Origin of the sequence: Bradyrhizobium sp. 17 (assembly GCF_023073515.1) — a bacterium.
Classification (GTDB): Bacteria; Pseudomonadota; Alphaproteobacteria; order Rhizobiales; family Xanthobacteraceae; genus Bradyrhizobium; species Bradyrhizobium canariense_D.
This window is the reverse complement of sequence record NZ_JADPJQ010000113.1, coordinates 141,302-154,397: the sequence shown is the minus strand read 5'-3', so window position 1 is coordinate 154,397 and position 13,096 is coordinate 141,302. Positions and strand designations below refer to the sequence as shown.

Here is a 13,096-nt window from a genome sequence, read left to right as displayed (position 1 = left end):
CTCAAACTCCTAGGTCTGAAAAATCATCGCGGTCGCGGGCGTAACCGCGCTCTACGGAGCCTGTCCGGCGATCTCGCACTTGAATCCAGCCCTGCTTGCGCATAGCCGCTGCGATGCCCTTGCCGTCGCTCTGGCGGCTGGAAGGAGCGAGCGTAGTTACGTGCTTGGCCGATACCCAAATTTCCGAGTGAGTGATGAATGCGGAAGGCTTGGCTTCGTCACCGATCGTCAGAAGCTTGCCGCCATTGTGATCCGCAATCGAGACACCCGCCCCGTTCGGCGCCACCTTCTCATCCAGCACCTTCAGTGCGGCTGCGTCAACGTCTGACAGAGTATCGGCGAGCGGGTCAACCATCTCACGTCGTGCCGCTTCGCCGCGCGCTTCTGCCTCAAGCGCCTTGTCGAGATACAGCGGCATGCCGAGATCATAAGCGATCATCGCCTCAGCCATCAATTGGTCGCGGTCGCGCTGAAGCGCCTCGATGTCGACAGTCCCGACGCGAACAGGCCACCACCGGCGCTGATCTCCGGGATTAAGGTATTCGACCAACTCGCCAGTGGTTGCATCGGTGTTGAACGAGCCAATGAAGACGCAAGTTCGCGGCTGCTCTGTTAGAAAGTGAGCATACGCGGCGCGAGCGCGCTCAGTTTGCTTCGTAACGAAATTTTTCAGCGCATACTGATCCGCCTTCCGGAGGCCAGCAAGCTCCGCGAGCTCATAGAACCATTTGCCGGTCGTCAGCTCCTGTTGCTTGCGTTCGTCCTCGCCGAGAATTTTGGATTCCGAAAAATTGTCGTCGCCGTCGAATGTGCCGTTGGCGAGAATGCGCACAGCGCTCGATTTGCGCGCGCCCTCCGGGCCTTCCAGCACGAGAACGTGATCGTATTTGGTGCCTGGCTTCATGATGCGTGCAACCGCCGCAGTGAGGACGATCGCGCCTTGCGCTCGCACAAGCCTCGTATCCTTTACTCCGAGATACGTCGTCAGCCATCTGTCGAGCCGCGGCTCGTTATCCCAGTGAAGGCTCTTCAAATAGTCCTTCACCGGATGGAATTCGTTTTGCTCGCATTCGCGGAGAAGGCCGCTCCTGTACGCCTTTTCACTGAGCTCGTGGCCAGTGACCTGCCAACCGACCTCTACAAGTTTCCGCACGACGTGATCTTGAAGCCTGCCACCGAATTGCGAAAGCGCGTGACCGCTGACGAGGTATTCCTGATGGAAAACGTCGAGACGGCAATCGAGACCCAGCGCCTGTATGACCGCGCTCGCGTTCAACTGCGAATTCTTGTCGGGTTTGCCCTTGCCAACGGTTACTGGCCAATCGATGGGCATCGGCTCGATCGGATTAAGGCGTGAGCCTTTTCCCAGCACAACGATAGCATTGGCCATATCGTCGGCTTCAGCCAGTTCTTCCGGTTTCATTTTGCGGCTTGCCATTGGTGCAGTTCCTCAGTGACGGGGGCGTCGATACGTCACGCCGCGAAGCGTCACGAGATTCTTTCCGGCCCGTTCGTCAGCCGCGCGTTGCCGACGTCCCGCGAAGTATTTCCGCGTTAAGAGTTTGTGCTGGCCGCGCGCGAGCTCAAGCGCGGCGCGAGCGTCGAGGAGTTCTCGGGCTGTGATCGCCGTATCGAGTGCGAATTGTGCATCATCGATCTCGGCGCTCAGGCGCTTGGCTTCCATGTACCTCGGCGTCTGCTTGCTGAGTTCGAATTTGCGCAGGACATGCCACATCCGATCGCGCAGCGCGACTTGGTAGAGAACCTCCGCGTCTTGACGTGCGGAGCTCCAGTCGGGCAGGCCGGCGCTTTTGTCCAGCGTGTCGCCCAGCTTCGCGATCTGAGCTGACGTGAGCAGCGTTGGCGCTTCATAACGATGGGGCGGGATGCCCCATGTATAGAGGTGAGCGTTGATGAGAATTTTAGACATGGACAGTGTCCCCTGTTGCGAGTGAAGGATGGCCGCCGAGTGTGACGCCCGCCGACTTCGCCATGCTGATAGCCATTTTTGAGGACATGCGGATAATCGAGGTCTGCGCCGCGATCCGATCCCCCTTGAACGACTCATGCCACGGGTTATTGCGGGTCTCTGCGATCGGCTTGTCGTCGCTGTCTTTCTTTGCAACGACGGAGCCGGGACGTTTGCCGGGCGTCAAGCTCACGCCGTCACTGCCCCACCGCTCAGCCATTTCGAGATACGCGGCTTGGCTTCCTAATTCGTTTCTCAACTTGCCGCGCGCCGTCAATGACGGGCGCTCGCCGAAGGCGGCTTCGGCAAGAACGGCCATTTCATCAGCCTCAGCGTAGAAATAGTGAGGCCGGGTATCCTTCAGCGTCGCGATGGCTTCTGCGAGGGAGAGACCATTCCACGCCGGATCGCTGCCGCGGTAAACCAACTCGCTTGACCCGCTCGCTGCGTCATAGACGTGAACGAATTGGGGAGCCTGCTGATCGAGGAATTCGAGCACCGCGCTGGGGCGCACGCCCGCTTCCCGTAGCATTGGCTCGGCTTCAGTCCGTCCATCACGGTAGGTATGCTCAATCGGCATGTTGCTTGTCCTTTTGTTCCCGCGGCTGGCGCGACTTCGTCGTACGGCGCGGCTTCCAATGCTTGCGAACCCAGTCGACGAGATCGATCGTCAACACGCGCACAGCGATGCCGCGTTGATAGGCCCGCAGCTCGTGCGACCTGACCGCATTCAAGATGTGGCGCTCGTGCACGCCGAGAAGCTCGGCTGCCCGCAACAGGCTCACTGCGATGGGTTGTGCTTCAACTTTGATCATGCCGCTATTATCGCGCTCTTCGGATTCGGCGACAACTAGCGTTTTCGATCAGAATTTACCCACGTCCAAACCACCAATTAGACGCGCGTTCGAGGCTACCGATGCGGGAGGTTTCAAGAAGAACGGCTGACGAGAAAGGCGGCCGTTGATATGTCTATTGGGCAAACTCGGAAGTCGGCGGGTGCAGGGTAGATGGTCTGCTCGGCCACTGTGAGCGGACATCATCGGACCCGCTGTTCAGGTCTGCGAAGGGCCAGAAGCAGAAGCGGCGGCCCGTTTACCAGAGGTTAGGACTGCCTGTAGCACAAGCAAGCGATGCGGACGCGGACGTGGCATCGAACGCTTGGTGCGGTACTGCTCTTCCTGCTGGCAGCCGGTGTCTTCCGAGTTGCTGGGGGCTGGGTGTACGGCGAACCTCCGTATGTCCAATACTTAAAATGGGCGCACCATGACATCCCGCGATTTTCCGTTCCGGTGCTGCTTGTCGAGGGAAGACCCTTCACCTTTCAAGCCCGCATCATCGCAAAGAAGCGATATCAGCTGAACCTCGTCGTGTATTTCACGGGAGCAGAGGAGGAGTCTGCTCTTGCGGCTCTCCTTGGCGGTCCCGTCGCACAACCGATCAACGCAGGCTCGCCTCCCGGCAAGCTGCCGACGACATTTCGCGTAACCGTCCGGGATCAGGAGAACCGCGTCGTGCATGATCAGACGGGTAATTCGGACGGGATCGTCGCATCAACAGCTTTCTCCCGCGCTCGTGAACTCGCCTTGTTGCCGCTGGATGAGGGTCTCTACACTCTGAGCATTACGCCCTTGATAGAAGTGTCGGCATTAGCTCCATTCCGGACCGAGATCGAGCTCACTTACTCGGGAAAATAGTCGTCGTGCAGGCGGCGGTCCAAGTGAGCTATGGGTCAAAGGCGGCGGTCCGCGTCGGAGACAACTACTTCTGCTCTGCTCCTGACTCCAGACCTGCCGATGCAGTGCGCCAAACGACGCGATGGGCCCAAAAGGCGACATTCAAGAGCGAAGCCGTTGACCCTCAGCGTGTGCGTGTCTCTCCCTCGATGGTGTTCCACTCTTCTGTAATCGTGACTCGAAGTACGCCAGGAGGGGCAACGCCCACTTTTGCAGAGTCAAGATCAGCTAGGGGAGGACTACACACTTTGATGAAGTAGTCGACGGCATTGCCGCTTACCTTGTCGGCGGGCTCCTGAACCTCAGGTGCGTGCGTTCGGACACAAGCTTTGAGATTGGTAATGATCTCACGCAGCTTCTCGTTTTGCCCTATCTCTGCCGAAGCCGACCAAGGCACGATTGCAAGCAACAGCGTTACCGCAATTCTCATTTGCGCATCCATTGATAGGAGAACCGCGTAAGTGAACTCCCACAATGGGGCTCAAATGCGGGCAAGCTCATCGTCCGATTTGGGTCACCAGCGACGAACTGGCGCTCGGGTGCGAACTTCCGGTCTGCTCCTGTGAGCCGACATGCACCGATACCCCGCCAACGGAAGCGATGGGCCAATTGCCGAAGTGATCGCCTCAGATGGGGTAGCGCCACTTCAATGCGCGGCGCACAAAAAGGAGCGCTGTGATCACGGTGATTAGGGCCACAAGATACACGACGACTGCCGACTGTTCGTGCGGCAAATAAGCCGGGGCAAACATGAGCATCAATAGAGCGCAAAGGAGCGCAGTCTGGGCGTAGAATAGCGGCGAACGCAGCATGCCCGTTGGCTTCAATTCCGCAAGCCGGTCGCCAGCACGCGTCGTGCGACGGTAAAGAAACAATAAAATTAGGAACGCGAAAATCCATTCCATGCAACAGAGCTACCACCTCAGGATTTAGGAGGGCTCAACGTGCTATTGAAAAAGCAATGTATGTCTGGCTTGGGTCGCAGGCTGACTTCGGCACCTGCTTGACCTCGGCTCGGCTTATCTCCTGAAGGCAGACATGGCGGGCCTGTAAGCGAAGGTCAGCAACGGGCCATAAGCGGATTTAATAGTCCGCAAACCCTAATCGTGACAGAGCTGCCAACTAAGAGGGGCCTCGTGCTACTTTAGCGGGCATGTCGCCTTTCAGCATTCGCTCCATCCTTATGCTCGTCCTCGTCGTTGGGGGCACGTCAAGCGCCTACATGTTCCTTGGCCTCAGCCTCGTCGTGGTACTGATAGCATTATGCCTAGCCTGCCTTGTGTACGTTCCACTCGCAAAGCGCTACGGATGGGGCAATGAGCGGCGTCTCGCGAGACATCTCAGTCGTCCGCCGTTCGAAGATGAAAGCCGCAGAGCCGGTTAACGGCGTATGCGCGAGCAGTTCCATCTAAACAAGAGTGGGACGCCTCGCCAGATCTGGATAGCCTCATCGGTTTTCGGAAAGCGCAGAGAATGGTACCGGCAGATTACGTTTTTGGCTTCGCTATCGCATTGGTCGTAGCGCTAAACCTTTATCTTGGCCCGCGTATCGAGAGCGGGCGCGTCGCTATGCAGTGGAGCGCGAATGGTGAACCAACCTGGAACGCTCCGAAATGGCTCGCTTTGTGGGGGATGATCGCCTTCATGGCGGTCGTTCGCCTCTTCATCTGGTTGGCTTCGACATATGCCCCGCAGCATGTGCATGGTGCTGAGTTAGGGATAGTCCTTTTCTCACTGATCGCCGCTGGTTCTCACCTTTTGGTTTTGATGAAGGCGAGAGCGCCCCGCTGAAAGGCGCGAAAGTCAGCTTCGGGTCAATCGCGTCGCTCTGGCGCGCCGCGGTTCACTTCCGGTCCATTCCGAAGAGCGGACGTCCTCGGCGTCGAGCGACGAAACCGTTCGGGTAGACGAGCCTGGACAGGTCTGGAGCTAACGGCTAGTCGGACGCATGGGTTGGATACCGAATTGGCTGCGCCGGGCAGATGTTAAACTACGGCCTAGGGCCGGCGCGCGGGTCGACGTCCAGCCGCTGTCCGAGCGCGGCGGCCGATGGCTCAAGGCGAATCTGTTTCACTTCCCCGGAGCGGTGTGGTCTCGGAAGCGCGGATGCGTAGAGCTGTCGGACGGCGACGTGATCGCGCTGCATCTCGTTGTCGAGCGCATCACATCTGCCGGGCTGAAGGTGCGGTTCTCTGGACGCCTTCGCGGCTGGGACGGGTTGTCGCCTGTCTGGACGGTCCTGGCGCGCGGGAAGCGTTAGGTGTTTGGCTAAAGGCCGGCTCACACTCTAGCACTACAAGCTTCAGGTAGATGGAGTAGCGTCGGAAGCGGTCGCTCGGATATATTCGATCGCCGCCAGATGACCCGCGTAGCCGAACATTCCTGCAAGCGGAACGAAGATCGCGCATGTAACAACCGAGGCTTTGATCTTCAGCAGAAGAAACAGCGCGCCAGAGGCCCATGCGATGCCCAATAGGGCGCACGCAAAATTGCTGTCGTCTCCGCTGAGTTGCGCAATCAGAACCAAGAGCACAGTGAGCGCGACGCCCGTAATCAGCGCAGCATCCCAGCTCCAATAGTGCCAGACCACGAGACAAACCAACACAATCTCGGAATAGACGAGATTGGTATCAGCCTGACGAGGCCGGCGTTTGGTAGCACTCATTTGACATTATCTCGCGAGGTTGTGCCTAAAAGTGGCACAGACCTGCCCCAATGCAAGAGGAAGACCATTTGGCGGTTAGCGAATCGTTGAGAGCTCGGCTGGGGCTGGTCACTTTCGCCGGGCGAGCTGCTTCAGTGTAGCGGCTGGGCGCTTGCCAGCTTTTTGGCACTTGCTGCACACGAGTCGCGAGGCGAGATCATGGACAAAGGTTGTCGGTGGGCGCCGTAGCTCGGCAAGGTCGACGGTGCGCGCGTTGTGGCAGCGCGAGCATTCGAGTTCCAAGATTGGGTAGCCACCATTGAGGGCTTGCGTAATCATCGGAGATGGGTCGACGGGAGCGGCCGGCTTCGACCATCGGCGCTCATTCCAGCTCTGGCAGAGAAGATCGTCGGCCTCGCGGATCAACGCCTCGCCCTGTGCGCGCCGCTCGGCCGATCGCTCAGCAAAGATGACCGTCATGGCTTCCGACTTGGCCAACTCTTTCGTGTAGGCCTTTCGATCGCCGCCGGAGAGGAGTGGAGGGGGTCGCCGTGTCATCCCGCGAGGGTAGCCGGGGTGATCGACGTGGTCGAGCGGATCACCATGTGAGTATCGGGCCTAATCTCTGCCCGTGACGCCGTGACGCTTGTGACACCTACCTCTATAGAGGCTCAAACGAACTACGGTATTTCAGTAGGGCTATATGGTAGGGGTCCGGGAAATGGGGGTCACAGGTGTCACTGCTGTCACAAGGGCTCGTTGCACTATGGGCTTTTTGGACAAAATGGAGCCCGGGTTTTGATAATTGGCGATCGAGCGCTCGGTGGTCGCCAAAAGTGGGCCGTTAACCTTAGCAATTAACCAAAATCAATCGTGAACATCGCAAGGGTTACTTTCAGTTCGCCCTTGCTCGCGCGCGCCGTGGTCTCCGAACAATTTTAATCAAAGGCCTTCTTTCGGGTGGTCCGAACACTCGCCTACATCTCGGAAATACCGAAGTGTAGTTGAGGTCGTTTGTGCACTTACGACCACCACCTATGCGAGAGTTAACAAATCCCTAATGCGTCGGGCACATGGCTGGGGCGGATCGGCGCGAGCCATGCATTTGCTCAGCAAACAGGCTGGCACGCGGCTTGCGCGAGGCGCAAAAGATTCCATAACGGGTACTATGCGAACCCGCTTAACCAAGATGGGCCACGTTGCCTCCGGCTTGGGCAATATCATGGTTAGGAAATCGTTGACGCCAACGAACAGCGATCTCGTGCTGAGCGAGATCAGGTCACCCGAGATTACGCTGCGCATAGGAGGAGCGAGGAAGTCCGTGGAGCAGCCACGGGGTAGGACCCAGCTTAGCGGCCGTCTCCGAAGTTCACTGTGTGCCCTAGCGTAAGCTCTCGATTTCTACGGAACGTCCAAATCGAAAAAATAAGAAAGACGGGCGAAACCCCGAAAGTCGGTCGAGCGCAGTTGAGATAAAATTCACCGCGACTCGTTTTCGAGGCTTCGAGTGGCCGTTAAGCCATTCATGCAAAGCCATTGTATACCTCCGCTGGCATATTGCCTTTGCCCAACAAGAAGATTGTTTTGGCTGGGGACCGATCGATGCAATTCACAAAGGCAGAACGTATTTCGTTGAAGCTGCATCCAGAGCTGAACGAGAGGTGGGTGCAAGACTTGATCGCCAGCGACCCGAATATTCTCGGCCTTGGCGACCTTGTGCTCCGTGACAAGGAAAGGATGCAGCCCCGGGCGGGTCGACTAGACCTTTTGCTTCAGCAGCCGGAAGGAAAGCAGCGCTACGAGGTAGAGGTACAGCTTGGTCCGACCGACGAAACCCACATCATCCGCACGGTAGAGTACTGGGACATCGAACGGAAGCGGTACCCGCAGTATAATCATTGTGCGGTGTTGGTGGCGGAGGACATAACCAGCCGCTTCCTCAACGTCGTGTCGCTCTTCAATGGCTTTATTCCGCTGATCGCTCTGCAGATGCAGGCTCTCCAAGTCGGGCAGCACACCACGTTGGTCTTTACGAAAGTGATGGACGAACTTTCCCGGGGACCAGTGGACGAAGATGAAGATGCGGCAGCGACCCCCACCGATCGGCCTTATTGGGAAAATAAGGGCACCAAAGCGACCGTCCAGCTCGCCGACGAACTGCTGTCGATCGCGCGCGAGATCGATCAATCCTTGGAGCTGAAGTACAACAAAATCTACATCGGCCTATCCAGAGCGGGGCAGCCATTCAACTTTGTAATCTTCCGTCCTAAGAAGAAACACATCCGAGCCGAGATTCGGCTACCACGGGCGGACGATGTAGATGCAAAGATAGAGCAGGCCGGTCTCGAAACGATGGACTATGACGAGACCTATCAGTCATATCGCCTTCCCCTTGGTGCCGACGACATTGCCAAGCACAAAAAATTGTTGCTGGAGCTTATGCGGGCCGCTTATCAGGGGCGCGTGTAGCCGCAGCGGGCCAGCTTTGCGGCAGTGCGGTGCGGCGGGCTTCAGGTGCCGTCCAGCCGAGCCAGGGAGGTCCTTTGTGACGTTTCTGCGCGATCGTGAACACATCGGCAGACGAACCGCGTATGGACAGCGGTGGATCCTTCGAGGAACGCGGCCGCAAAGCCGGCCGCGTCTACTGGGTCTCCGGGTCGTGTCGCCGCTGGCACCCGCCAAGGGTCGCGAGCTGCGCATGCCGGAGGAAATGGCTTTCAGGCACGCGTTGGGCAGGGGCCTTAGAAGGGCGAGCTACGCAAGTCTAGGCCGATCATCTTTCTCCCGGCATAGCGCTAGCATCCCCACCCTTTAACAAGACCGGTCGTATTTACTGGTTCTATCAAGCGCAGTTCTGTCGGCATTGCAGCAGGCCGGCCCGTTGGCTACATTAGCAAGGGCAGAGGAAGCGAGATCACCGTGGCAAAGTTCAGGTATAAGGTCCTGCGGGAGTTCATCCACGTCCAGCAGTATTTCGACGGCATCGCGCTCGAATGGCGAGACCTGCCGCCCCGCTTCTTTAAGTCGCTCCATGGCGCGCTAGCAGAGCGGCTGAATATTCAAGCTTCCGAGCTGAGCGCCAATCCAAGCTCGCGATTGAGTGAGGTGTATGCCCGGTACAATGTCTATGGCGGAAGCTCGGCAGTGACGCTTTTTGCCGACCGAATCGCATTCGATTTTCCGGGTATCACCGGTAGCGACCTTCCGCTGATTTACGAGATCATGGGGGCCGTCCATGACAATTTTCCCGCGGCATTTCCCGAACTCAAATTTGGTCGCGCTGAAGTACAGGACCTTTGCCATTTCGATCTCGGTTCGCAAGATCAGGTAAGCGCATTTTTTGAACGGTTCGTGTTTCAGTCCGTGAGCGATTCCTTCAAGGACTATCCATCGCAGATCACCTTTGGTCCGAAGTTTCAGGTAGTATCGGAAGACGGTCGATTTCGGAGCAGTGCTTTTGTTGAGTCGAGCGCTCTGTCTTCCACCGCGATATTCGGCTCAATCAATTCGACGTTGGCGATGACCGAGGGTTCGAAGCCTTTCCTCGAAAAAGCGCAGTTTATGCAGTCTCTCACACAGCGCTGCCTCAACGGCCTTGATCTGGAGATCGACAATGTCACTTCGTAATGAGGCTGTCGCCTTCGAGCCGCCGCAGCGAGAACAGCGCGAGCTGAGGCCGGCGAACGGCAACTATCCCTCCATCGCTCGCGCTCAGCTTGGTGGCCTTTCTCAGGGCTTAGGAGAGGCGCCGTGGACGCCGGTGCTGCTGCGCCCAAATGCGAACCTGAATGTTCGGCGAGGAGCAATCGAGGGGTTTGTACGCACTTGCGAGCGCTGGAAGCTTTCTCAGGCTGAGCAGGTTTTGCTCCTCGGGTATGGCGGTGATGAACGGGCCGCGCAACCCATCTTCATGGGGCGAACCCGTCCCTCGCAAGATATCCGAGACAGAACCGGATACGTGCTGAGCATCAGCATTGGGCTAGCTGCACTGTACAACGATTCGATTGATGCCGAGATTGATTGGCTGAGGCGGCCTCACGCGACACTTGGTGGCGCGACGCCCCTGGACTTCATGCTCGACGGGAGGATGTTGAGCATGATTCGCGTGCACGACCTGGTAATGATTGAACGAGGACTTTAAGTGCTTGCCGGTTTTGCAAGCGAGCACAGAGTGCTCAACGTCGCCCGTTTGGTCTCTGTTCCATCTAGAAACCTCAATGCGATTCTGGTTTCGAGAGGTATTCCGCTTGAAGACCTGGATGCTGTTGAGGCGGCGCTGCTCGCTGTTGGCCCCGTCATAACAGCCGCCGATGCAATCCGCTTCACGTTCGCGCGCACGCCGATTCCGCCTCAACGATTTAACACGGCCCACTTTCCGGCGCTCTACACAGCGGTCGATGAACCCACGTGCTTGGCTGAGATAAAGCACCATTTGCGCTTCGCCGTGACGGAACAACGATATTATCAGTTTCTGCATGTGACCTTCACAGGCTCGACGTTGGTGACGGCTGGACACGAAGAGGAACATACGGACCTCGTGAGTCCGACTGAGGCAGGCTACACATACTGCCGGGCGCTCGCGACAGAAGCCCGTGCTGCCGGCAATGATGCCCTCTACGCCTCGTCGGCGCGAAACCCGGGTGGGATTTGTGTGCCGATATTCTCCGAGCCAGCTCTGTCGGCTGCATCGATCACGACAACGGTCCGATTTAGTTTTGACGGTGCTAACGTGCAGCATCAACTGCTGCCGTGATTTTGGCTATAACTTCACAGTGCCCGTGAAGATCAGGTAGGCATAAGCAGCGAGAGCGGCAAAGGCGGCGAGCGAGAGCAGATAAACTGCCGAAATCAAAGCAGTATGCCCTCGAAGTTTTCCCAGAGCTGTCTTGTCATTTTCGTTGTGCTCTATTGTAAACAGTCCGGGAAATGTGGCGCCCTCAACATCGAGCCGTCTATAATCGGCGAACAGGAATTGCTGTTCGAGCAGCATCAGAGCGCGCTCGGCAACGTCGATCATTTGTCGGTTTCGCCGATCAAGCCCAAGAAACACCAGGACGAGCAGGCCCCCGGCACATGGAGCAATTATGCTGGGAGAATAACCGAGATAAGTACGCTCCTTAAGAAGGTAGAAGCATCCGCCAAATACGAATGGCGACAAGATTACAAAAAAATGAAAGAGCTGGGTTCTCTGTCGCGCATGAAGGTCGAAATATCGCCACGACAGCTCGAAGCGCATCTTTTCAAATTCCATCGTTGCGCGGGCGTCTTCCGGGGGCGGAGTTCGCGATAAAATGTCAGTAAGAGGCATTGTTGCACCTAGTCGGAGCCAAGGTTAATTGATGAGAATAGGTTAGCATATCGGCGGCACCGGAGCCCGCGAGCGCAATCGCCAATGCAGGAATGATGGCCAACCGAAGCATTCAGCGTTTGACCGGTGCCCAGTTCGAAAACAAGCGGCGCGCGGTGCGGCGCGCTCTTCGCCACGCGTCAATCTCATCAGCGAGCGCACGAATGGTTCGCTCACCTTGGCGCGGCGATTGGACGATCATGGCGCGAAGGTATTGCGCGGCGAAGGCGTCGCTGTCGCCGCCCTGTCGCTCGATCTCGATTGCGATCTGTTGAATGCGGCGCTCGCGCACCGCTCTATCCGTTTCCCTCATGCTCGCCAAGCCTAGAGCGGGCCGGGGTGGAGTCAAGGGATGCAAATGTTGAGCTGCTCTACTCTGCACCGCTGCTATTTTGGCTTCCACGCCTTGGCCGTGGTTGTTGAGACCATCTTGGTTGTTGGGCTCTGATTTAGGGCGATGGGATTTGCGATGCATCGCTCCCAGATGCGATTAAATTCCAAATGGAACAGGTGATAGAAGCCATCCGCGTTTGGCGTAACAGAGACGAGCCAGACTGGGGTCTGATCCACGTGAGGTCCACCCGGTAAATAGTACTGCACCCAAACTGTCGAGTTTGTGATGATCAGCTTCCAATTGGGCTGTCCCTCATAGTAGCGCCCCTCGACAGAATAGGCTTGGTTGCGAAGGGTCCTCAGTCGCTTGACTGATTCTTTGATAGCTTTCTCATAGTCGTTTGAATTGATGCCAACGGCTGCGGCTCGCCCCTTCATCTGCTTGCTGCCTGGTTGGCACAGAATTACTCGAATGTTGCCGCGGAAGTTCTGGAGAGCGTCGTGCAGGGGAGCACCCGGCCTTCCGAACGTATCGATACCATTCGCTCCGAGGATGTAGACGAACTTATTTTCAGGGCTAAGGATTTCCTCGCAGAGGGATTTCCATGGGGCGCCCTCTTCATTCTGCTTGGCGTGTGGGAAGCGGCCTTCAATCCCGGCCTGAGTTACAAGTGCATAGTTTGCATCCGCGCCACTGAGAATGGAACTTTGCAGATTCAAAATCGAATGAGCACGCGACAGTAAGAACCCGAGGACGACCGTGACGACAACCAACAGGAGGATCACTGTCGACAGGAGAGGATGGTCGACGACAGCATCGTACGGTTTTGAAATCAGCCAATCTTGCACAAGGGCCGGCATTCCCTTGGCAGATTTCCAGAGGAGCGCTACCGCTTCATCATGTGTTGGAACATGGTCCAGACTGTAGAAGTTTTGCACAGCGGACAGCGCGTACACGCCCGCAGCAGCGAGAAGAAGACTGCGCACATACTTCCAGCCTTCCGAGAACGCGTCGGTGGCCAAAGTTTTAGCGCCGGATTTGATCCTCGTTGGTAGATTCACCGACGCCC

17 protein-coding genes are annotated in these 13,096 nt (G+C 57.3%); 6 read left to right on the top strand and 11 right to left on the bottom strand.

Going from position 1 to position 13,096, the window contains the following annotated elements; all coding sequences use genetic code 11:
* Position 1: 1 nt before the first annotated feature.
* Genes IVB13_RS23390 through IVB13_RS23375 form a run of 4 tightly spaced genes read right to left on the bottom strand, consistent with a single transcriptional unit; the run spans position 2 to position 2,784 of the window.
* Complete coding sequence (locus IVB13_RS23390) at positions 2 to 1,438, bottom strand: virulence-associated E family protein (RefSeq protein WP_247490723.1); 1,437 nt, start codon at positions 1,436 to 1,438, stop codon at positions 2 to 4.
* A gap of 12 nt (positions 1,439 to 1,450) precedes the next feature.
* Positions 1,451 to 1,930 (bottom strand): hypothetical protein, encoded by a 480-nt coding sequence (locus IVB13_RS23385; protein WP_247490721.1) that lies wholly within the window; start codon positions 1,928 to 1,930, stop codon positions 1,451 to 1,453.
* Complete coding sequence (locus IVB13_RS23380; RefSeq protein WP_247490719.1) at positions 1,923 to 2,549, bottom strand: hypothetical protein; 627 nt, start codon at positions 2,547 to 2,549, stop codon at positions 1,923 to 1,925. The genes IVB13_RS23385 and IVB13_RS23380 overlap by 8 nt, the downstream gene beginning before the upstream one ends.
* Positions 2,539 to 2,784: a helix-turn-helix domain-containing protein gene (locus IVB13_RS23375; protein ID WP_247490718.1), complete on the bottom strand. Its 246-nt coding sequence runs from the start codon at positions 2,782 to 2,784 to the stop codon at positions 2,539 to 2,541. The genes IVB13_RS23380 and IVB13_RS23375 overlap by 11 nt, the downstream gene beginning before the upstream one ends.
* 315 nt (positions 2,785 to 3,099) lie before the next feature.
* Between IVB13_RS23375 and IVB13_RS23370 the strand changes: the two genes are divergently transcribed.
* On the top strand, positions 3,100 to 3,663 hold the full coding sequence (locus IVB13_RS23370; RefSeq protein WP_247490715.1) for a DUF5625 family protein: 564 nt from the start codon (positions 3,100 to 3,102) through the stop codon (positions 3,661 to 3,663).
* A 163-nt stretch (positions 3,664 to 3,826) separates the two neighbouring features.
* Here IVB13_RS23370 and IVB13_RS23365 read toward each other — a convergent pair whose 3' ends face one another.
* Both IVB13_RS23365 and IVB13_RS23360 read right to left on the bottom strand, forming a co-directional pair.
* Positions 3,827 to 4,132: a hypothetical protein gene (locus IVB13_RS23365; RefSeq protein WP_247398498.1), complete on the bottom strand. Its 306-nt coding sequence runs from the start codon at positions 4,130 to 4,132 to the stop codon at positions 3,827 to 3,829.
* A gap of 196 nt (positions 4,133 to 4,328) precedes the next feature.
* Positions 4,329 to 4,607: a hypothetical protein gene (locus IVB13_RS23360; protein WP_247490712.1), complete on the bottom strand. Its 279-nt coding sequence runs from the start codon at positions 4,605 to 4,607 to the stop codon at positions 4,329 to 4,331.
* Between the two features lie 568 nt (positions 4,608 to 5,175).
* Between IVB13_RS23360 and IVB13_RS23355 the strand changes: the two genes are divergently transcribed.
* Positions 5,176 to 5,493, top strand: coding sequence for a hypothetical protein (locus tag IVB13_RS23355; protein WP_247490710.1), 318 nt, complete (start codon positions 5,176 to 5,178; stop codon positions 5,491 to 5,493).
* Positions 5,494 to 6,004: 511 nt separating this feature from the next.
* Here the strand turns inward: IVB13_RS23355 and IVB13_RS23350 are convergent.
* Positions 6,005 to 6,367, bottom strand: coding sequence for a hypothetical protein (locus IVB13_RS23350; protein WP_247490708.1), 363 nt, complete (start codon positions 6,365 to 6,367; stop codon positions 6,005 to 6,007).
* Between the two features lie 108 nt (positions 6,368 to 6,475).
* The gene (locus IVB13_RS23345; protein ID WP_247490706.1) at positions 6,476 to 6,904 is read right to left on the bottom strand and encodes a hypothetical protein; all 429 of its coding nucleotides are present in this window, start codon (positions 6,902 to 6,904) and stop codon (positions 6,476 to 6,478) included.
* 1,044 nt (positions 6,905 to 7,948) lie between these two features.
* Between IVB13_RS23345 and IVB13_RS23340 the strand changes: the two genes are divergently transcribed.
* The 4 genes from IVB13_RS23340 (at position 7,949) to IVB13_RS23325 (ending at position 11,099) form a co-directional block, all read left to right on the top strand.
* Complete coding sequence (locus IVB13_RS23340; protein ID WP_247490704.1) at positions 7,949 to 8,815, top strand: hypothetical protein; 867 nt, start codon at positions 7,949 to 7,951, stop codon at positions 8,813 to 8,815.
* Positions 8,816 to 9,265: 450 nt separating this feature from the next.
* Positions 9,266 to 9,973, top strand: coding sequence for a hypothetical protein (locus IVB13_RS23335; RefSeq protein ID WP_247490702.1), 708 nt, complete (start codon positions 9,266 to 9,268; stop codon positions 9,971 to 9,973).
* Complete coding sequence (locus tag IVB13_RS23330) at positions 9,960 to 10,487, top strand: antitoxin Xre/MbcA/ParS toxin-binding domain-containing protein (RefSeq protein WP_247490700.1); 528 nt, start codon at positions 9,960 to 9,962, stop codon at positions 10,485 to 10,487. The genes IVB13_RS23335 and IVB13_RS23330 overlap by 14 nt, the downstream gene beginning before the upstream one ends.
* 30 nt (positions 10,488 to 10,517) lie before the next feature.
* Positions 10,518 to 11,099, top strand: coding sequence for an RES family NAD+ phosphorylase (locus tag IVB13_RS23325; RefSeq protein ID WP_247490685.1), 582 nt, complete (start codon positions 10,518 to 10,520; stop codon positions 11,097 to 11,099).
* Positions 11,100 to 11,105: 6 nt separating this feature from the next.
* Here the strand turns inward: IVB13_RS23325 and IVB13_RS23320 are convergent, their stop codons facing one another.
* The 3 genes from IVB13_RS23320 to IVB13_RS23310 form a co-directional block, all read right to left on the bottom strand.
* Positions 11,106 to 11,654 (bottom strand): hypothetical protein, encoded by a 549-nt coding sequence (locus tag IVB13_RS23320; RefSeq protein WP_247490683.1) that lies wholly within the window; start codon positions 11,652 to 11,654, stop codon positions 11,106 to 11,108.
* A 112-nt stretch (positions 11,655 to 11,766) separates the two neighbouring features.
* Positions 11,767 to 11,985 carry a hypothetical protein gene (locus IVB13_RS23315; RefSeq protein WP_247490681.1) on the bottom strand — a complete coding sequence of 73 codons (219 nt, stop codon included), beginning with the start codon at positions 11,983 to 11,985 and terminating at the stop codon, positions 11,767 to 11,769.
* Between the two features lie 95 nt (positions 11,986 to 12,080).
* Positions 12,081 to 13,088, bottom strand: coding sequence for a hypothetical protein (locus IVB13_RS23310; RefSeq protein ID WP_247490679.1), 1,008 nt, complete (start codon positions 13,086 to 13,088; stop codon positions 12,081 to 12,083).
* Between the last annotated feature and the right edge of the window lie 8 nt (positions 13,089 to 13,096).

Bases quoted from the DNA above. Each gene is read 5' to 3' on its own strand.
- IVB13_RS23360 (WP_247490712.1), bottom strand. From the start codon at position 4,607: ATGGAATGGATTTTCGCGTTCCTAATTTTATTGTTTCTTTACCGTCGC.
- IVB13_RS23370 (WP_247490715.1), top strand. From the start codon at position 3,100: ATGCGGACGCGGACGTGGCATCGAACGCTTGGTGCGGTACTGCTCTTC.
- IVB13_RS23355 (WP_247490710.1), top strand. From the start codon at position 5,176: ATGGTACCGGCAGATTACGTTTTTGGCTTCGCTATCGCATTGGTCGTA.
- IVB13_RS23350 (WP_247490708.1), bottom strand. From the start codon at position 6,367: ATGAGTGCTACCAAACGCCGGCCTCGTCAGGCTGATACCAATCTCGTC.
- IVB13_RS23320 (WP_247490683.1), bottom strand. From the start codon at position 11,654: ATGCCTCTTACTGACATTTTATCGCGAACTCCGCCCCCGGAAGACGCC.
- IVB13_RS23380 (WP_247490719.1), bottom strand. From the start codon at position 2,549: ATGCCGATTGAGCATACCTACCGTGATGGACGGACTGAAGCCGAGCCA.
- IVB13_RS23340 (WP_247490704.1), top strand. From the start codon at position 7,949: ATGCAATTCACAAAGGCAGAACGTATTTCGTTGAAGCTGCATCCAGAG.
- IVB13_RS23385 (WP_247490721.1), bottom strand. From the start codon at position 1,930: ATGTCTAAAATTCTCATCAACGCTCACCTCTATACATGGGGCATCCCG.
- IVB13_RS23330 (WP_247490700.1), top strand. From the start codon at position 9,960: ATGTCACTTCGTAATGAGGCTGTCGCCTTCGAGCCGCCGCAGCGAGAA.
- IVB13_RS23345 (WP_247490706.1), bottom strand. From the start codon at position 6,904: ATGACACGGCGACCCCCTCCACTCCTCTCCGGCGGCGATCGAAAGGCC.
- IVB13_RS23390 (WP_247490723.1), bottom strand. From the start codon at position 1,438: ATGGCAAGCCGCAAAATGAAACCGGAAGAACTGGCTGAAGCCGACGAT.
- IVB13_RS23365 (WP_247398498.1), bottom strand. From the start codon at position 4,132: ATGAGAATTGCGGTAACGCTGTTGCTTGCAATCGTGCCTTGGTCGGCT.
- IVB13_RS23375 (WP_247490718.1), bottom strand. From the start codon at position 2,784: ATGATCAAAGTTGAAGCACAACCCATCGCAGTGAGCCTGTTGCGGGCA.